This window comes from Mesorhizobium sp. P2_D1 (assembly GCF_056404455.1).
Window position 1 is genome coordinate 13200 of record NZ_JBFUDZ010000017.1, and the last position, 16922, is coordinate 30121.

General features: G+C 64.3%; 19 protein-coding genes. 11 read left to right on the forward strand and 8 right to left on the reverse strand.

Annotation, left to right across the window (positions count from 1 at the left end):
- Positions 1–117: 117 nt before the first annotated feature.
- From AC1D0I_RS14580 to AC1D0I_RS14590, 3 genes are read right to left on the reverse strand one after another with little or no spacing between them, the layout of a single operon-like run.
- Positions 118–2376 carry a xanthine dehydrogenase family protein molybdopterin-binding subunit gene (locus AC1D0I_RS14580; protein WP_477395888.1) on the reverse strand — a complete coding sequence of 753 codons (2259 nt, stop codon included), beginning with the start codon at positions 2374–2376 and terminating at the stop codon, positions 118–120.
- Positions 2366–3424 carry an FAD binding domain-containing protein gene (locus AC1D0I_RS14585; protein WP_477395890.1) on the reverse strand — a complete coding sequence of 353 codons (1059 nt, stop codon included), beginning with the start codon at positions 3422–3424 and terminating at the stop codon, positions 2366–2368. Before AC1D0I_RS14585 ends, AC1D0I_RS14580 begins: the two co-directional genes overlap by 11 nt.
- Positions 3421–3918, reverse strand: coding sequence for a (2Fe-2S)-binding protein (locus AC1D0I_RS14590; protein WP_477395892.1), 498 nt, complete (start codon positions 3916–3918; stop codon positions 3421–3423). Before AC1D0I_RS14590 ends, AC1D0I_RS14585 begins: the two co-directional genes overlap by 4 nt.
- Before the next feature lie 289 nt (positions 3919–4207).
- On the opposite strand from AC1D0I_RS14590, the gene AC1D0I_RS14595 reads away from it, so the two are divergent.
- The 6 genes from AC1D0I_RS14595 (at position 4208) to AC1D0I_RS14620 (ending at position 8603) form a co-directional block, all read left to right on the forward strand.
- Entirely contained in the window at positions 4208–4819 is a 612-nt protein-coding gene (locus AC1D0I_RS14595) for a TetR/AcrR family transcriptional regulator (protein WP_477395894.1), read from the forward strand.
- Positions 4820–4823: 4 nt separating this feature from the next.
- Positions 4824–5060 carry a hypothetical protein gene (locus AC1D0I_RS14600; protein ID WP_477395896.1) on the forward strand — a complete coding sequence of 79 codons (237 nt, stop codon included), beginning with the start codon at positions 4824–4826 and terminating at the stop codon, positions 5058–5060.
- Between the two features lie 107 nt (positions 5061–5167).
- Complete coding sequence (locus AC1D0I_RS14605) at positions 5168–5920, forward strand: DeoR family transcriptional regulator (RefSeq protein ID WP_477395898.1); 753 nt, start codon at positions 5168–5170, stop codon at positions 5918–5920.
- Positions 5921–6022: 102 nt separating this feature from the next.
- Entirely contained in the window at positions 6023–6196 is a 174-nt protein-coding gene (locus AC1D0I_RS14610) for a hypothetical protein (protein WP_477395900.1), read from the forward strand.
- A 17-nt stretch (positions 6197–6213) separates the two neighbouring features.
- Complete coding sequence (locus AC1D0I_RS14615) at positions 6214–7602, forward strand: sugar ABC transporter ATP-binding protein (RefSeq protein WP_477395902.1); 1389 nt, start codon at positions 6214–6216, stop codon at positions 7600–7602.
- Positions 7599–8603: an ABC transporter permease gene (locus AC1D0I_RS14620; protein WP_477395904.1), complete on the forward strand. Its 1005-nt coding sequence runs from the start codon at positions 7599–7601 to the stop codon at positions 8601–8603. Before AC1D0I_RS14615 ends, AC1D0I_RS14620 begins: the two co-directional genes overlap by 4 nt.
- A 56-nt stretch (positions 8604–8659) precedes the next feature.
- On the opposite strand, the gene AC1D0I_RS14625 is transcribed toward AC1D0I_RS14620, so the two are convergent.
- Positions 8660–8806: a hypothetical protein gene (locus AC1D0I_RS14625; RefSeq protein ID WP_477395906.1), complete on the reverse strand. Its 147-nt coding sequence runs from the start codon at positions 8804–8806 to the stop codon at positions 8660–8662.
- Here AC1D0I_RS14625 and AC1D0I_RS14630 point away from each other — a divergent pair.
- The 4 genes from AC1D0I_RS14630 to AC1D0I_RS14645 all read left to right on the forward strand — a co-directional run bounded on the left by AC1D0I_RS14630 (position 8805) and on the right by AC1D0I_RS14645 (position 12495).
- On the forward strand, positions 8805–9839 hold the full coding sequence (locus tag AC1D0I_RS14630; RefSeq protein WP_477395908.1) for a substrate-binding domain-containing protein: 1035 nt from the start codon (positions 8805–8807) through the stop codon (positions 9837–9839). The two genes, AC1D0I_RS14625 and AC1D0I_RS14630, sit on opposite strands and share 2 nt — an antisense overlap.
- 191 nt (positions 9840–10030) lie before the next feature.
- Positions 10031–11029, forward strand: coding sequence for a bestrophin family protein (locus AC1D0I_RS14635; RefSeq protein ID WP_477395910.1), 999 nt, complete (start codon positions 10031–10033; stop codon positions 11027–11029).
- A gap of 135 nt (positions 11030–11164) precedes the next feature.
- A complete protein-coding gene (locus tag AC1D0I_RS14640; RefSeq protein ID WP_477395912.1) occupies positions 11165–11638 on the forward strand; it encodes a carboxymuconolactone decarboxylase family protein in 474 nt (157 codons plus the stop codon).
- A complete protein-coding gene (locus AC1D0I_RS14645) occupies positions 11638–12495 on the forward strand; it encodes a sigma-70 family RNA polymerase sigma factor (RefSeq protein ID WP_477395914.1) in 858 nt (285 codons plus the stop codon). The genes AC1D0I_RS14640 and AC1D0I_RS14645 overlap by 1 nt, the downstream gene beginning before the upstream one ends.
- Before the next feature lie 36 nt (positions 12496–12531).
- Here AC1D0I_RS14645 and AC1D0I_RS14650 read toward each other — a convergent pair whose 3' ends face one another.
- From AC1D0I_RS14650 to AC1D0I_RS14665, 4 genes are all read right to left on the reverse strand, one after another.
- A complete protein-coding gene (locus tag AC1D0I_RS14650; protein WP_095091279.1) occupies positions 12532–12804 on the reverse strand; it encodes a hypothetical protein in 273 nt (90 codons plus the stop codon).
- Between the two features lie 142 nt (positions 12805–12946).
- Complete coding sequence (locus tag AC1D0I_RS14655) at positions 12947–13951, reverse strand: zinc-dependent alcohol dehydrogenase family protein (RefSeq protein ID WP_477395916.1); 1005 nt, start codon at positions 13949–13951, stop codon at positions 12947–12949.
- Complete coding sequence (locus tag AC1D0I_RS14660) at positions 13948–14223, reverse strand: hypothetical protein (protein ID WP_477395918.1); 276 nt, start codon at positions 14221–14223, stop codon at positions 13948–13950. Before AC1D0I_RS14660 ends, AC1D0I_RS14655 begins: the two co-directional genes overlap by 4 nt.
- 229 nt (positions 14224–14452) lie before the next feature.
- The gene (locus tag AC1D0I_RS14665; protein WP_477395920.1) at positions 14453–15205 is read right to left on the reverse strand and encodes a DUF899 domain-containing protein; all 753 of its coding nucleotides are present in this window, start codon (positions 15203–15205) and stop codon (positions 14453–14455) included.
- A 453-nt stretch (positions 15206–15658) separates the two neighbouring features.
- Here AC1D0I_RS14665 and AC1D0I_RS14670 point away from each other — a divergent pair, with 453 nt between their 5' ends.
- The gene (locus AC1D0I_RS14670; RefSeq protein ID WP_477395922.1) at positions 15659–16879 is read left to right on the forward strand and encodes a helix-turn-helix domain-containing protein; all 1221 of its coding nucleotides are present in this window, start codon (positions 15659–15661) and stop codon (positions 16877–16879) included.
- Positions 16880–16922 lie beyond the last annotated feature (43 nt).

Below are 16922 nucleotides of genomic sequence, written 5' to 3' on the forward strand. Positions count from 1 at the left end.
AGGAGAGCCGGCAGGCTTGCCCGTCTCTCCCACCTGTCCGTCCCTTCGCTTTCGGTCCGGGCATTCGTCGTTGGAAAGCCAGGCAACTGGCTTCCTGTCCGTTTTACGGATCACTCGTCATCCCAGCAGGTCCTCGATCCGGATTGGAAAGCGCCGGGGGCGCACGCCAGTTGCATGCCAGACCGCATTGGCGACGGCGCCAGCCGTGCCGGTGATGCCGATTTCGCCAACGCCCTTGATGCCGAGCGCATTGACGTAAGGGTCGTCCTCGTGGACCAGCAGCGCCTCGACCGACGGCACGTCGGCATTCACCGGGACATGGTATTCGGCGAGGTTGGCGTTCTGGATACGGCCCGAGCGCCGGTCGGTGACGGCTTCCTCATGCAGGGCGAAGGAGACGCCCCAGATCATGCCGCCATAATACTGGCTGCGTACCAGCCGCGGATTGATGACCCGCCCGGCGGCAAAGGCGCCGACCAGTCGGGTGACGCGGATCTGGCCGAAATCGGGATCGATCTTCACTTCGGCGAACACAGCGCCATGCGCGTGCATGGCATAGGCCTCCCGCGACGACGGGTCTGGGGTTCCCGTGCCACGGCCATCGATCTCGGCGAGCCCGGCACGGGCCAGGATCTCGCTGTAGCTTTCACTGCGATTTTCATCGTCGCGCCGGTAGAGGCGGCCGCCACGGGCCAGCACGCCCTCGTTGCCGGCGCCGAACAGCGGCGAGGCTTCATGGCCGGTGGCGAGATCGGCGAGCCTGGTGATGACGGCGGCTCCGGCATTGTGGATCGCCATGCCGGCTGTGGCCGTATGGCCGGAGCCGCCGGCAATGCCTGCGTTGGGCAGGTCGGAGCTGCCGGCCCTGAAATCGACCTGGTCGATGTCGAGCCCCAGCCCGTCGGCGGCGATCTGGGCGAAGGCGGTCCAGGCGCCTTGCCCCATGTCCTGCGCGCCGGTCTCCATCAGGCCGCTGCCGTCGGCCCTCAGCACCGCACGTGCCTCAGCCTGGAACATGATCGCCGGAAAGGTCGCCGTGCCCATGCCCCAGCCGGTTAGAAAGCCATCCTTGTCCGGCATCAGGCGCGGCTGGAGCGGACGGCGGTGCCAACCGAAGCGCTCCGATGCCTGCGCGTAGCATTGGCGCAGCGCCTTGGACGAAAACGGCTTGCCAGTCATCGGCTCGACCTCGGCATAATTGCGCAGCCGAAACTCCAGCGGGTCCATGCCGCAGGCCGCGGCCGCCTCATCGATGGCGCTCTCCAGCGCGATCGAGCCGGTGGCTTCACCCGGGGCGCGCATGAACAGCGGCGTGCCCGTGTCCAGCCGCACCGCCTCGTGCGAAGTGGCGATGGCCGGGCTGGCATAGAGCGTGTGCGAGGCATCGGCGGCCGGTTCGAAGAAATCGTCGAACGTGCTCGATGCGGTCTTGGCGTGATGGTCGATCGCTGTTAGCCGCCCTTCGCTGTCCATGCCCATGCGCAAGGTCTGGCGCGTGGGCGCGCGATGGCCGACGGGCCCGTACATCTGCTCGCGCCGCAGCACCAGCTTGACGGGACGACCGACTAGACGCGCCGCCAGAATGCCGAGCACCTGCGGCCCGGAGATCATGCCCTTGGAACCGAAGCCGCCACCCAGGAAAGGGCTGCGGATGTGGATATTTTGCGGCGCGATGCCGAACAGGCCAGCGATGCGGCCCTGTGCCATGGCAAGGCCCTGGCTCGGCGTGTCGATCGACAGGCTGTCGCCATCCCAGGCGGCGACGATCGCATGCGGCTCCATGGCGTTGTGGTATTGGGCCGGCGTCTCGTAGGTCGCCTCGATCCGCGTCGCCGCCGACTTGAGACCGGCCTCGACATCGCCCTTGTGGTGCACCGCAGGACTGCCGATGCCGACACCGCCCGGGACAAAGCTTTCGGCGCCGTCGAGGCCAACGCGCGCTGGCTGCGCTTCATAGCGCGGCGACAGCAGTGCGGCGCCCTCGGTCGCCGCCTCCAGCGTTTCGGCAATCACCACGGCGATGGTCTGGTTCGGGTAGCGGATACGATCGTTCTGCAACAGGTCGAGCCGGAACATGAAGGGATTGTTCTTGGCATCCGGATCGGTGGCGAGCGACGGCCGGTTCTTGGGCGTCATCACCTCGACCACGCCCCCGTGCGCCTTGGCCGCCTCGACATCCAGCGAGACAACGCGGCCGCGCGCGATGCCGCTGACGGCCAGTACTGCGTAGAGCATGCCGGGCGGATGATTGTCGGCGGCGTAACGGGCGGCACCGGTGACCTTGAGAAAACCATCGCGGCGGGTCAGCGGCTGGCCGATGCTGGAGCCCTGCCGGAGATGGGCGGGTTGCTGATTGAGGCTGAGTTCAAGCGTCATGGCGCACTCCGGGAATGGAGGAAAATGGGGAGGCAGGAAGGGCTGGCAGCCGTCCAGGGGTTCCCGCCAGGGCAGACATCAGAGCCCTGACCACGATGCGGCGCGCGAGTTCGATCTTGAACGCATTGTCGCCGGAGGGACTGGCATCGGCCAATGCGGCGTCCGCCGCACGGACGAAGCTCGTCTCGTCGGCATCGGCGCTAAGCAGGACCGCTTCCGCCGAACGCGCCCGCCATGGCTTGGCCGCTACCCCGCCCAGCGCCAGCCGCGCCTGGCGGATCTTGCCGCCTTCGACGACAAGGGCAGCGGCGGCCGAGACAACAGCGAACGCATAGGAGGTGCGTTCGCGTACCTTGAGATAGCGGGCATTGGCGGAGAAGGAGGCAGCCTCCGCCGGCAGGCGCACCCCAACGATCAGGTCGCCGGGCTCCAGACCATTCTCCCGCTGCGGCGTCTCGCCGGGAAGCCGGTGGAATTCCTCCAGCGTCACATGGCGTCGGCCCTTTTTGCCCTCGATCTCGACTACGGCGTCGAGCGCCACCAGCGGCACGCAGAAGTCCGACGGATGCGTGGCGATGCAGGCGTCGCTCCAGCCGAGCACGGCATGCAGCCGGTTCTCGCCACCCAGCGCGTCGCAGCCCGCGCCTGGGTCGCGTCTGTTACAGGCGCTGGCGGTGTCGTAGAAATAGCTGCAGCGCGTGCGCTGCAACAGATTGCCGCCGACGGTGGCGGCATTGCGAAGCTGGGCCGAGGCGCCCGACAGCAAGGCCTCCGCCACCGCCGGATAGGATCTGGCGAACTCTGGATCATGAGCGAGGTCAGCATTGCGCACCAGCGCGCCGATGCGCAGGCCGCCATCGGCCAGCCGCTCAATGCGGTTGAGCTCCGGCAGGCGCGAGATGTCGACGATACGCTCGGGGCTGGTGACGCCGCCCTTCATCAGGTCGAGCAGGTTGGTGCCGCCGGCGAGATAGGCCGAACCCGGCTCGGCCGCCGCCGTAATGGCGTCGGGAATGGTGGTGGGCCTGTAATAATCGAAGTTCTTCACGCCGCGGTCCTCCGGTCGGCTTTGGCAAGTTGCTCCTGGGCTTCCAGGACCGCCTCGACGATGCCTCCATAGGCAGCACAACGGCAGAGATTGCCGCTCATCCCCTCGCGGATGCGCTCGGGATCGTCGCCGGCCTGCGCCTCGGCGATCAGACCGAGCGTGCTCATGATCTGACCCGGCGTGCAGAAACCGCATTGGAAGCCGTCATGGGCGATGAAGGCGGCCTGCACCGGATGAAGGTCTTCACCGTAGGAGACACCCTCGATGGTCAAGACCTTGGCGCCATCATGGCTGACAGCCAGCGCCAGGCAGGAGTTGATGCGCTTGCCATCGACCAGTACCGTGCAAGCGCCGCACTGGCCGCGGTCGCAGCCCTTCTTGGTGCCGGTGAGTTCAAGCCGCTCGCGCAGCAGGTCAAGCAGTGTGACGCGTGGATCGACCTCCAGTTCGTATCGGTGTCCGTTGATGGTGAGAGCGAGGGGAAGGCTGGTCATGGGCGTCTGGCTCCAATTGCTTGACGCGGATGGGGATGATCTGGTGCCTTGCCGGGGAAGAGCAAGGTCAACTTGCGGTTAGGTTGGCTAACCCCCCGGTATGGGGAGATTGCACTCATCGGTCTTCACCGACCTCCCAGGGGCGGGGGAGGCTACTTTCAGCACGTGACATACCGGTTCGCCTCATTATATGATAAAGGTGCTCCACTAAAACGGAGGCGCCTCCGTTTATTACGTGGGGGCTGACCCGGCCGGGTTCAAGCCCCCCCGCCACACCGTGGAGAAAAAATTGGCCGCCGAGCCGTCCGTCATCGCCGAAGAGAAGGTCGAAGAGGCTAAGCCGCTGCGCGCCGACGCGCAGCGCAACCGTGACAGGCTGGTCGGGGTGGCGGCCGCCGTCTTTGCCGAGCGTGGCATCGACGCCTCGCTGGAGGAGATCGCGCGCCGAGCCGGCGTCGGCATCGGTACGCTCTACCGGCATTTTCCGACCCGCGAGCACCTGGTCGAGGTGGTCTACCGGCGCGAGGCGGAGGCGCTGTGCGCGGCTGCCGGCGAGCTCGCCGGAAAACATCCGTCCGATGTAGCGCTGGAGCAGTGGATGCAGCGCTTCGTCGACTATATCGCCACCAAGCGCGGCCTGGCGACCAGCTTGCGCATCCTGCTGACCACCAATTCGACGCTGTTCTCCGACACGTCGGGCCGGGTCTCGCAGGCCTTGCGGCAACTGGTCGAGGCTGCTGTGGCCGAAGGCACGATCCGCGGCGATGTCGACGCTTCCGACGTGCTGCACGCACTGTCGGGCATCTATTCGGCACCCGACACCCCGCAATGGCGCGACCGCTCACGCCGGCTGGTGTCGCTGCTGATGGACGGTCTGCGGTTCGGGGCGGGGAAGGGGTGACCCCGTGGATAGTCTCATCTTGGTGCTGACAAGGTTCGTCAGCGGAGAAGACACCAGCCTGGCCGCTGCCAACAGCCTGGAAGTGCTGCTCGACGAGGCCTATCCGGACGACGAGCTTGTCCAAAGTGCCGTTGTAAAGCTTGCGAGCTACAGGCCCGGTGGTGGCCAGTTTCTGTTCGACACGCCGGAAATTCAACGTCGGCTGCTTCGTCTTCGCGACTATCTTTCGCATCGCACCTGATAAGACCGCTCTCTTGCATGACTGGGCGGATTCGCAAACCGCGCTTGCAACTGAGTGAGAGCGGTTGTTAAATTCCTCACATTTCAGGTGACCGACAGGCCCAACGCATGACTGCTCGCAAAGCGCAAAGGACAGCCCGGCTGATCCATCTGCTGTCGGAACGGCGGGTTATCCATCTGAGCGAAGCGGCAACGCTGCTGGGCGTCTCGGAGATGACCGTGCGGCGTGACATCGCCACCAATCAGGGGCAGATCGCCTTTCTCGGCGGGCATATATTGGCGGCGGCCGAGATCGATACCGACGCTCCTTACGAACTGGCGACCGCGGCCGACAGCCATGCGGCGGCGAAGCGCGAAGCCTGCCTGCACGCGGTGCGGAAGATACGGCCCGACGAGACGATCTTCATCGATTGCGGCACGACGCTGATCCATCTGATCGACCTCATTCCAGATGATTATCGAATAACGGCAATATGTTACGCCATGAATGTCGCGGAACGCCTGACCCGCAAAGCCAATGTGACGATCATCATGCTGGGGGGCGTCTATCATCCGGCGTCGGCGTCCTTCTCGGGCGCGCATGACTTCGACATTTTGAAGAGCGTCGGCATCAATGCAGCCTTCCTGTCGGCTGCCGGCGTCGATGCCAAACGTGGCGCTACCTGCGAGCATTTCCACGAGGCGGTGGTGAAGCAGAAGGTGATGGGCCTGGCGCGCGAAAACTACCTCGTCGTCGACAGCAGCAAGATCGGCAAGCTCAAGCGCGCCTTCTTCGCGCCGATGGACGGTTTCGACGCCGTCATCACCGAACATGGGGAGGTAGGGCCGGAATCATTCCAACTGCCGCCTGACTCCGTTTGACATTTCGCTGGCCTGATGGAAAAGTCACAAAAAAAGTAAGAGAAGTCTCAAAAGACAATCTCGATCGGGGTAGGGGACGCGGCAACGGAAGGAAATGCAGGCGTGATGATCGAACAGGGTTCGATTTCGCCATCGTCCGGGACTCCCTTGCTGCGCGTCGAGGGCGTCAGCAAGCGGTTCGGCGGTGTCAATGCGCTGCGCGGCGTCAGTCTCGAAATCAAATCCGGTGAAGTGCACGCCCTGCTTGGTGAAACGGGGCCGGCAAATCGACGCTGATCAAGATTCTAAGCGGCGTGCATGTGCATGATGGGGGCTCGATCGCGATCAATGGCGAGCCTGTCTCGTTCGCTTCGCCCGCCCAGTCGCGTGATGCCGGCGTGGCGGTGGTCTACCAGGATCTGAGCCTGGTCGAATCGCTTTCGGTTGCCGACAATCTGATGCTGGGACGAGAGCCGAAGACCCGCTTTGGCTTCCTGAAAAAACGCCAGCTGGTGGCGCAGGCCGAAGCCTTCCTCAAGTCTCAGAACATCCCGCTCGATGCCCGCGCCCTGGTCGGCCCGCTGCCCTTTGCCTATCGCCAGATGACCGAGATCGCCAAGGCGCTGATGGGCGACGTTCGCCTGCTCATCCTCGACGAGCCGACCTCGGCGCTGACCGACGATGAAGAGAAGATCCTGTTCGAGGCGATCCGTGCTGTTGCCGCACGGGGCGTCGGGGTGATCTACGTCACGCATCGCCTCAATGAGGTCTTTCGGATTTCGAACCGGGTGACCGTATTCCGCGACGGGCAGAACGCCGGAACCTTTGTCACGTCGCAGACCAATATGAGGCAATTGGTCGGCGCGATCGTCGGGCCGGATCACGCCGTTCTGAAGGCGGGCACCACGGCAGCGGGGCAAAGCGTGATGTCCTCTGCCCGCCCTGGTTCCCCTGAAAAGCCCGTGCTCGAATTAAGGGGCGTCAGCAATGACAGGCTGGACCGGGCCAATCTCGAACTGCGCAGCGGCGAAATCCACGGCCTTGCCGGCCTGATCGGCAGCGGACGCACCGAAATCCTGCAGACGATCTTCGGGCTGCTGCCCGTCCAGTCGGGCGATGCCAGCCTCGACGGCGTTTCGCTGAACGGAACCAATCCGGCCGCGGCGATACGGCGAGGCATCGCGCTGGTGCCGGAGGACCGGCACGTCCAGGGCCTGGTCCTCGAACATTCGATCGAGCGCAACCTGACCCTGCCACGGTTGCCGTATTTCTCGCGCCTAGGCTGGCTGCAGCGCCGCTCGGCGAGCGAGCACGCCGACGCCGCAATGCACCGGCTGGCCGTCAAGGCGCCAGGCGCATCGACCATGGTGAAGAACCTGTCCGGCGGCAACCAGCAGAAGGTCGTGTTCGGCAAATGGAACGAGCCACGGCCGCGCGTGCTTCTGCTCGACGAGCCGACGGTTGGTGTCGATGTCGGTGCGCGCGAGGAGATTTACGGCGTCATTCGTGCCGCGGCCGCGGCGGGAAGCGGTGTGCTGCTGGTGTCTTCGGACCTTTCCGAACTGCTTCAGCTCTGCGACCGCGTCTCGATCGTCGTCGATGGCACGATCACGAAGACGATCTCGAAACAGGAATTCGGCAGCGCCGAGGATCTCCATCACCTCATCCAACTTTCGCAGCCATCGCAAAAGCACGCGGCATGACCGAGACCCAAAGCCCGGCAAATCCACCAGTGGCAAGGGGGGCAGCCGCCAACCAGCCAGGTGGTCGCTCGGCGCTGCAGCATCTGCTTCAGGGCGAGCGACCCTATATGCTTTACGTCGCCTTCGCCGTCATGCTGATCGTCTTCAGCCTGGCGTCGCCCTGGTTCCTGTCGATCGACAATTTTCTCAACATCGGCCGCCAGACGACGCTGGTCTCGATCATTGCCGTCGGCATGACGTTCGTCATCATCTCCAGGCAGATCGACCTGTCCGTCGCCTCGACGCTGGCGCTTTCGGGCATGAGCGCGTCGCTGGCCATGGCTTTCGTCGCCAACAACTGGGTCGTCGGCGCGCTAGCGGGATTGGGCACTGGGGCGCTGATCGGGCTGATCAACGGCGTCTTGACCACCCGCCTCGAAATCCCGTCCTTCCTGGTGACGCTGGGCACGTTGAGCGGCGCGCGCGGTCTGGCGCTGATGGTCACCAACACCAAGCCGGTCATCATCACCAACGATTATTATTTCGCGATCTTCGGCGAAGGCTCGGTGCTGGGCATCCCGGCGCCGATCCTGTGGACGCTTGGCGTCACGATCGCAGGCATCCTGCTGCTCCACTACAGCGTCTACGGGCGGCGCGTCTATGCGGCGGGCGGCAACCCGACGGCCGCACTCTATTCCGGCGTCCATATCAAGCAGGTCACCACGCTGGCCTTCGTGCTGACCGGGACGCTCGCCGGGCTGGCATCGCTGATCCTGTCGGCGCGTTCGCACGCGGCACGGCCCGATGTCGTGCAAGGCATGGAGCTCGATGTCATCGCCTCGGTGATCCTCGGCGGCTGCAGCCTGTTCGGCGGTCGCGGTTTCGTGCTGGGCACGCTGCTCGGCAGCCTGATTATCGGCACGCTCAACAATGGGCTGGTGCTGCTTGGCGTCAGCTCGTCGCTGCAACTCGTCATCAAGGGAGCAATCATCGTCGCCGCGGTCGCCTTCACGAGGAGGTAGGGCGCGCACCCGCGGATATCGCAGAAAATTGCCGGCTCCAAACGGCACCAGAAACGTCAACGATCAACGGAGGAAGTCATGAAGCACTCGGCACGAATCCACTCGCTTTTTTGCACATTGAGCATCGCCGCCAGCGCGTTCGCGCTGTCGACGTCCATAAGCCTCGCGCAAACGCCGGAAACCTGCGTTACCGGCGTCGACATGGCCACCCTCGGTCCCAAGGGCATTGTCGGCCAGGGCCCGCACGGTGAAAAGGCAGCCTCGCCCGACGAGCTGAAATTGAGCGACGACCAGGCCGCCAAGGTTAAGGCCGGGAAGTTCAAGGTCGGCATTTCCATGCAGACGGTGAACCTCGACTGGTCGCAACTGCAGGTGCAAGGCATCAGCGAAACGCTGGCCAAGTATGGCGTGACCGTGACCGGTGTCGCGTCGGCCGAATATCAGGTCGACAAGCAGATCGCCGATATCGAGAACACCATCCAGCAGCATCCCGACGGCATCATTTCCATCCCAGTCGACTTCACCGCGACGGCGCCGACCTACAAGAAGGTGGGCGAGGCCGGCATCAAGCTGGTGTTCATGGACAGCATCCCGGTTGGCCTCGAATCTCCAAAGGATTTTGCCTCGATGATCTCGGCCGACAGCCAGGGCAACGGCCAGATCGCGGCGCAGATCCTGTCTTCCTGCATGCCGAAGGGCGGCACGATCGGCCTGGTGAATTTCGGCGTCGACTATTTCAGCACCAACGAGCGCACCAAGGGCGTCGGCGAGTGGATGAAGAAGAACCGGCCCGACATCGTCATGAAGCAGGTTGATTTCACCGATCCCTCCAAGGTGTCGCAGATCGCCGGCGACTTCCTCACCGGCAATCCCGATGTGAAGGGCCTGTTTGCGGTGTGGGATCAGCCGGCGCTCGACACGCTGTCGTCGATGCGCGCGCAAGGCATCGACATTCCGATCACCACTGTCGATCTCGGCCTGCAGTCGGCGATCGAAATCGCCAAGGGTGGGCCGCTGAAGGCAACCGGTTCGCAGCGCCCCTATGACCAGGGCGTCGCCGAAGCGCTGGCGATGATGAAGGCGCTGATCGGTGAACCCACGCCCGCCTGGGTCGGTGTCCAGTCCTTGCCGGTGGTGCAGTCCAACGTGCTGGAGTCCTTCAAGACCGTGTTCCACAAGGATCCGCCGGCCGAACTGGTCGACGCCTGCAACAGCGCCAAGCCGAAGTGCAATTGAGGTAGGTGAAAGGCCATGGGCACGGGGCGACCCCTTGCCCATGTTTTTTGGTAAGATTGGACGCGACGCGCTTTGGGAAATCGGCCTCGCAACAGTCGGCCTCATGCCAAGACGGCCATTCATGGTGAGCAAACGGTATGCTAGGCGTGATGGCTTGATTCGCTTGTCGTCCACGCTTTCGAGGGCACCCGATGTATGTAGGCCGTTCCTACAAGGTGGTAGATTTCGCTCTCTGGTCGCGGGGCAGTGTCATCTACATGGTGGTGGTGAGCGCACTGGCCGTGGCGGCCTACCGTGTGCCGGGCGTCACCGGGTTCTCAGTGCCATGGTCGGTGGTGCTCGTGCTCGGCACCACCGTGTCACTCGTTGCCGGGTTCAAGAATTCGCAGGTGTTCAGCCGCAGCAGTGAAGCGCTGCAAGCCTTTGCGCAAATTACAGCCAGCAGCCGGTTGTGGTCCAATTTCTGCAGGGACTTCAACGATGTGCCGACAGCCAGGCAACTCATCTACCGCCATCTCGCCTGGTTGACGGCCCTCAGGTTCGCCCTGCGGCGGCCGATGCCGTGGGAATCCATGGGACGGGCGGTCAATGTCGAATACCGGCGGCGTTACCATATCCAGGAGGATGCGGGCTCGATCGCCGACGAACTGCGTCCGCTGTTGGGCGAACAAGCCAACGACGTCGTGAAGTCGCCTCATCCGGCGATAATCCTGCTCGAAATGCAATCGGTCCAGGTCAATGCCTTGTTCAAGGAGGCCAAAATCCCTCCGCAGGTCTATGTCGAACTCGTCAAGCTGATCCGCGACTTCCATGATCAGCAGGCGCGCTGCGATCGCATCAAGAACAATCCATATCCCCGGCAATACGCCATCGTCAGTTCCTTGTTCGTTATGATCTTTTGCACCTTGCTGCCATTTGGCGTCGTTCCAGTCTTTGCGGACATGGGCAAATTGGGTGGCGCACTCGGCCCGATCGCGATCTGGCTCACGATCCCGTTCAGCACACTCCTGGGGTGGGCATACATGTCTCTCGACCAGGTCGGCGAGAGCAGTGCCAACCCTTTCGAGGGCAACGCCAACGATGTTCCGATCTCGCAAATCTGTCGCGACATCGAGATCGAACTGCGCACCGGGCTTGGGGAAGTTGATCTCCCCAAGCCATTGCTGCCAGTCAACGATATCGCGACCTAGGCAAACGTCACCGACGCCCGATATCAGGTGCAGGCGCGGCCGCTCGCGCTGGCTGGCGATAAAAACCTGGCGTGAATGTCACACTGGCGGATTCTGAGTCGTCATGAGGTCGGCACCAACAGAAGGAAGCCAATCATGACCGCAAAACTTGATCTCTTCGCCGCTGCCCCCTCGCTGATGAAGGAATGGCAGCGCGCATCCTTCGCCATTTCCTCCAGCCTCGAGCCCAGCCTGGCCGAGCTTGTGAAGATCCGTGCATCCCAGATCAATGGCTGCGCCAATTGCCTCAACATGCACACGGTGTTTGCACGCGAGGACGGCGAAACCGAGCAGCGCATCTACCTGCTGTCGGCGTGGCGCGAGGCGCCTTGCTACACCGACCGCGAACGCGCCGCGCTCGGTTGGACCGAGGCGCTGACGCGGATTTGCGAAGGTCATACGCACGAAAGCGCCTACGAGGCCCTGGAGGCCGAATTCACGCCGGAAGAGCAGGTCAAGCTCACCTTGATGATCAATGTCATCAATGGCTACAACCGCCTTGCAGTCGGGTTCAGTGGCTGGGCCGATCCGGCGGCGATAAGATCCGCGGCCAAGGCGGCGGCCGCCTGATGACGGGCGCAGGGACCGAGCGTGCGGCGGCGGCCTTCGATCCGCTGCGTCCGACGCTGATGCGCGTCGCCTACCGCATGCTTGGCTCCGTAGCGGACGCCGAGGATGTCGTGCAGGAGGCCTTCATCCGCTGGATGCGGGCCGACCGCGGTGAGGTGCGTGAGCCCGCGGCATTCCTGCGCCGCACGGTCACGCGGCTTTGTCTCGACCAGCTCAAATCCGCGCGCCGCCAGCGCGAGACCTATGTCGGTCCCTGGCTTCCCGATCCCGTTGTGGAAGAGGACGAAGTGGAAGACGTCACTCTGCCGATGATGCTGGTGCTGGAACGTCTTTCGCCGCTCGAGCGGGCGGCCTTTCTGCTGCACGATGTGTTCGGGCTGGGATTCGACGAGGTCGCGGCCGCCATCCAGCGCGAACCCGCCGCCTGCCGTCAGCTCGCTGCCCGCGCGCGCACCCATGTCCGCCAGGCGAGACCGCGTTTCAAGGTGGAAAGGCAACGCGGCCTCGAGCTTGCCGAGGCCTTCTTCGCCGCCTCGCGTAGCGGCGACATGAAGGCGCTTGGCGCGATGCTGTCGGCCGATGTCAGCGCCCATGCCGATGGCGGCGGGAAGCGTCCGGCAGCCACGGAAGTGGTCCTGGGGTTCGATGCCGTGATGCAGCAATACGAGCGTGTGGCGGCCTGGCTGCAGAAGAACGCCTCGACGCTTGTTCGTGTCGGTTTCGTCAATGGACTGCCCGGCTTCATCACGCTGGAAGCCGATGGCGAACTGCAGACGACCGCACTCGACATCGAAGACGGAAAGATCGCGGCAATCTATGTGGTGCGCAACCCCGACAAGCTCCGCCACTTGCATTAAAGCGCGTCGCGTTGARACGGATTCAGGCGACGCGCATTAACCCTTGGCTTCGACCAGGATCACCAGCGATTCCGGTACCACGCCATCGTAGACCATCGCGTCAGCGGCTTTCTGGCTCTGCATCATTGTCGCAAGGGCATCCATGTCCGGGACGTCCATCATCAGGGCCACTCGTTTCGGATTCTGCGGATCGACGAACGTGCGGATGTTGGTGATCCCCAGCGCGCCGAAAAGCTCCTTGCGCTTGGGTGAACTGAGCCAGTGCTTGCTGTCCTTCGTGATGTTGTGATGGCCAATTACGGTTGGCATGGCATCCTCCCCAAGGCGACGCCGGCGGTCGATATCGCCCGCCTGTTGTGCGATCCACCTGTGCAGTCAGTCAGCGCCGTTTCCTCCGGGCTGTCAATTAGCTGTTGCTGATGGATGTGCGGGGATGCCGCTTTCGGGGCGCTCAAAGTTCGAGGCAGACCTTGCCGAAATGCCGTTGGGATTCGTAGTGCGTGAAGGCACCGGCGATGTCCTCAAGCGCAAAACTGCGGTCGATGATGGGCTTCAGACGGTTGACCTCCATGGCCCGGATCATGTCCTCCTGGTCCGCCCTGCTGCCGATCGAGATCCCGCTGATGCGGAGCTGGTTCGAAAACAGGGCCGGGATCGACACTTCCGCCGCAAAGCCGGTCAGGACGCCGATCAGCGCAATATGGCCGCCCGTCCGGCAGGCCGCTATCGACTGCGTCAGCGTAGCGGGGCCGCCGACCTCGATCACGTGATCGACGCCGCGGCCGTCCGTCAAATCCCGGGCCTTTTGGCCCCAGTCCGGCACGCCCTTGTAGTTGATGACGGCGTCGGCGCCGAGGCGCCTTAGCCTTTCCAGCTTCTGCTCGTCGGAAGACGTGGCGATGACCCTGGCGCCGGCGGCTTTGGCAAATTGCAACGCGAACAGCGATACGCTGCCCGTGCCGAGGACCAGCACGGTGTCGCCGGGTTTCACCTTGCCGCACACAACCAGGCCGCGCCAGGCGGTGACGCCGGTGCAGGTGAGCGTTGCCGCCTCCACATGCGTGTAGCCCACCGGGGCCTTGGTGAAGGCGTGTGCCGGCATGCACACATATTCGCTTGCAAAGCCGTCGAAACTTTCTCCCGGTATGTCGCGCCTGGTCGCAGGCGTCATGTCACCGCCCAGCCACCATGGGTAGAAGGTGCTGACGACGCTGTCTCCAGCCTTGAACGCATCGACATCGTCGCCGACTTCGATCACCTCGCCCGCGCCATCGGACAGCGGAACGCGGCCGTCGGCGAGCGGCATCTTGCCTTGAACGACGAAATCGTCACGCAGGTTCAACGAGCAGGCCCGGATCCTGACCAGCACGTCACCCGGTCCTGTCTGGGGACGGTCTTCCTCCACCAGTTCGAGGTTGCCCAAGCCACCCGGCGCTCTCAGCCTGACCAGTTTCATTGCCGGACCGGCCGGCCGGACATCACCCTCAGCCACGGCGCCAGATGGAAGGCACTCATCAGGAGATACATCACCGGCATGCTGGTCAGCGGTGTGGAATTGGCGCCTAGACACAACATGGCCGCATCGCCACCTTGGATACAGCTGAACAGCGCCATCAGGGCGAAGGTGGGTGCCGCGGCGAGGCACAGCCAGTCGGCGAGGCCAGGGGTGGCCGGGTTTGTGTCTTCAGCAGGGATCGCGCCGCTGGCACCGGTATGGATATCGCTCATGGTCCTTTTCCCTTCATGGTTATGCCTTGTTGCGTGCGACCTGCTCGCCAGGACTTGGGTTCCTCGCCCCCACGAGAGTGGGGGAGAGGTGGCTCGGCGAAGCCGAGACGGAGAGGGGGCCGCGTCCTACGAAAGCCCCCTCTCCGGCCGCTTCGCGGCCACCTCTCCCCGCCTTTGGAGGGGGCGAGGAACCCAAGCTGGATGGCGGCCGGACACTCTCAGCAGATCCTTACTGGCCGTCCTTGTCCCTGAACGCCGCTTCGCCGGCAGCTGACACTTCGGCCCATTTCTTGTCGGGTGCGGCGTCGTAATTGTCGTGCCAGTTCCACCAGCTGTAGAGCGGGGTCTGCGGATAGCCTTCGGGCGAGTCTTCCCAGATCTCCTGGCGGCCGAGCGGCGTTGCGTCGAGGTAGCTCCACACGGTGCCCATTGCCTCGTCGCCGCGGCTGTTGATGAAATACGTGCGGAATACCCGGTCGCCGTCATGGATGAAGACGTTGTGGCCGTGCCATTCGTCCACGCCGAAGTCTTTGTCGAAGCTATCGGTGATGGTGTACCAGGGCATCTCCCAGCCCATCCGCTTCTTCAGCCGCGCAATGTCGGCCTGCGGTGCGCGCGAGGCATAGGCAAGCGTGGTGTTGCGGGCGTTGAGGTGGGCGAGATGGCCGACTTGGTCGGCACCGAGCGAACAGCCACGGCAAGCGTGATCGGGCCAGCCATGAACCCCCGGCTCGAAGAAGGCGCGGTAGACGATCAGCTGGCGGCGGCCTTCGAACAAATCGAGCAGGCTCGCTTTGCCATTCGGCCCTTCGAACACATAAGCCTTGTCCACTTCCATCCACGGCATGCGCCGGCGCTCGGCGGCCAGCGCGTCCTTGGCGCGCAGTGTGGCCTTCTCCTTCACCAGCAGTTCTTCGCGCGCGGCTTCCCACGCCTGCTGTGAAACGATTGGTGGGGTCTTCATTGCGGTGTGCTTGGTCATTGCTCGTCTCCTTTGTCAGTCTGTCGCGCCAGCCCGGCGCGTTGTTGCTTGCGGATCGTGAGGCAGGGTAGGGCGATGAAGCGCCGCGGTGGGAGTTACAAGTGTGACGGGATTTGAATGGGCAGGCCCGCCGCAGCAGGGGTGGCGCCCGGCGCGCTCGACCGTGTCGTTCGTCGCGAGGAGAGGCAGATCGTTGGAGTCAGGCATTGTCAATTGTCCCTTATGAGATGCTTAATATCGATACCTGAGATGCTCAGGCTAACGAGTGCCGATATTGGCGTCAACGGCGGCCACGGCGCCTTCCGCCTGTCCTGATGGCTAGGTCATCATTCAAGTCATTGCTGTTTTCCCTGGTGTGCCGCCTGTTGCCGATACGGCTTGCTGGTTGGCGGTCATGACTTAAGTTAGGGCGGGCAGTGCAGGGGTGGGAGTTACAAGTGTGACGGGATTTGAATGGACTCGCTGATCACGGCAGCGGCATTGGCGCTGGCCGCGGGCGATCCACTCAGCGCGCTGGACCGCGTCGCCTTGCGCGAGGACGCGCCGGCCCTGGCGCTGCGCGGCATCGCGATGGCGCAGCTCGGCGACCTCGACCGTGCCAAGGCGCTATTGCGGCGGGCCGCGCGCGCCTTCGGTCCGAAGGAGGCGGTGGCGCGCGCCAGATGCGTCGTCGCCGAGGCGGAGATCGCACTGGTCTCGCGGGACCTGGGCTGGCCCGCCAAATCGCTGGATGCGGCGCGGGCGACGCTGGAAAAGCATGGCGACCGGCTGAACGCCGCGCATGCCGGCCATCTCAAGGTACGGCGACTGTTGCTGATTGGCCGCCTCGACGAGGCAGAAGACGTGCTGGCCGGGCTCGACCCGGCGCCGCTTCCGCCGGCCTCGAGAGCCGCGCACGAACTGGCCGTCGCCGGCATCGCGATGCGGCGCCTCAAGACAAGGGCCGCGCGTACCGCGCTGGAGTGGGCGCGACACGCCGCCCGCCGGGCCGGCATTCCGGGGCTGATGGCCGAGGTCGACAACGCATTCCTGGCGCTGGACGCGCCGGCGGCGCAGCTGATCGCGCGAGGCCAGCAGCGCCCCTTGCTGCTCGAGGAGGTCGAGGCGCTGCAGGCGTCGCCGGCGCTGGTGGTCGATGCCTTGCGCTATCTCGTTCGCCAGCAGGAAACCATGGTCTCGCTGGCAACGCGCCCGGTGCTGTTTGCACTGGCGCGTACGCTGGCCGAAGCATGGCCGGCGGACGTGTCGCGGGCGACGCTCATCGCACAGGCTTTTGGCGGCAGGCACGCCGATGAATCGCATCGGGCCCGATTGCGGGTCGAGATCGGCCGGTTGCGCGCCGAACTGAGCACGCTTGCCGACATCAATGCCACGAGCCAAGGCTTTGCGCTGGCGCCGCGCCAGGCGCCGGAAGTGGTGGTGCTGGCACGGCCGATCGAGGAGCGGCACGCTGCGGTGCTGGCCTTGCTTGCCGATGGTGAATCCTGGGCGAGTTCTGCGCTGGCGCTGGCCCTTGGCACCGGCCAGCGCAGCGTGCAGCGGGCGCTGGAGCAACTCGGCGAGGCCGGCAAGGTGCAGTCGTTCGGGCACGGCCGGGCGCGCCGCTGGATGACGCCGCCTGTGGCCGGTTTCACGACGACCTTGTTACTCCCGGCCCCGCTGCCAAACGGTTAGAGCATGATCCCCGAAAATGCCCGATCATCTCAGTGAGGACAAA

Excerpts from the sequence above, each read along its gene's own strand:
- AC1D0I_RS14580 (WP_477395888.1), bottom strand. The coding sequence starts at position 2,376 with ATGACGCTTGAACTCAGCCTCAATCAGCAACCCGCCCATCTCCGGCAG.
- AC1D0I_RS14660 (WP_477395918.1), bottom strand. The coding sequence starts at position 14,223 with ATGAGCGATATCCATACCGGTGCCAGCGGCGCGATCCCTGCTGAAGAC.
- AC1D0I_RS14640 (WP_477395912.1), top strand. The coding sequence starts at position 11,165 with ATGACCGCAAAACTTGATCTCTTCGCCGCTGCCCCCTCGCTGATGAAG.
- AC1D0I_RS14645 (WP_477395914.1), top strand. The coding sequence starts at position 11,638 with ATGACGGGCGCAGGGACCGAGCGTGCGGCGGCGGCCTTCGATCCGCTG.
- AC1D0I_RS14630 (WP_477395908.1), top strand. The coding sequence starts at position 8,805 with ATGGCCACCCTCGGTCCCAAGGGCATTGTCGGCCAGGGCCCGCACGGT.
- AC1D0I_RS14665 (WP_477395920.1), bottom strand. The coding sequence starts at position 15,205 with ATGACCAAGCACACCGCAATGAAGACCCCACCAATCGTTTCACAGCAG.
- AC1D0I_RS14620 (WP_477395904.1), top strand. The coding sequence starts at position 7,599 with ATGACCGAGACCCAAAGCCCGGCAAATCCACCAGTGGCAAGGGGGGCA.
- AC1D0I_RS14655 (WP_477395916.1), bottom strand. The coding sequence starts at position 13,951 with ATGAAACTGGTCAGGCTGAGAGCGCCGGGTGGCTTGGGCAACCTCGAA.
- AC1D0I_RS14670 (WP_477395922.1), top strand. The coding sequence starts at position 15,659 with ATGGACTCGCTGATCACGGCAGCGGCATTGGCGCTGGCCGCGGGCGAT.
- AC1D0I_RS14650 (WP_095091279.1), bottom strand. The coding sequence starts at position 12,804 with ATGCCAACCGTAATTGGCCATCACAACATCACGAAGGACAGCAAGCAC.
- AC1D0I_RS14605 (WP_477395898.1), top strand. The coding sequence starts at position 5,168 with ATGACTGCTCGCAAAGCGCAAAGGACAGCCCGGCTGATCCATCTGCTG.
- AC1D0I_RS14590 (WP_477395892.1), bottom strand. The coding sequence starts at position 3,918 with ATGACCAGCCTTCCCCTCGCTCTCACCATCAACGGACACCGATACGAA.
- AC1D0I_RS14635 (WP_477395910.1), top strand. The coding sequence starts at position 10,031 with ATGTATGTAGGCCGTTCCTACAAGGTGGTAGATTTCGCTCTCTGGTCG.
- AC1D0I_RS14625 (WP_477395906.1), bottom strand. The coding sequence starts at position 8,806 with ATGTCGACGCCGGTAACGCAGGTTTCCGGCGTTTGCGCGAGGCTTATG.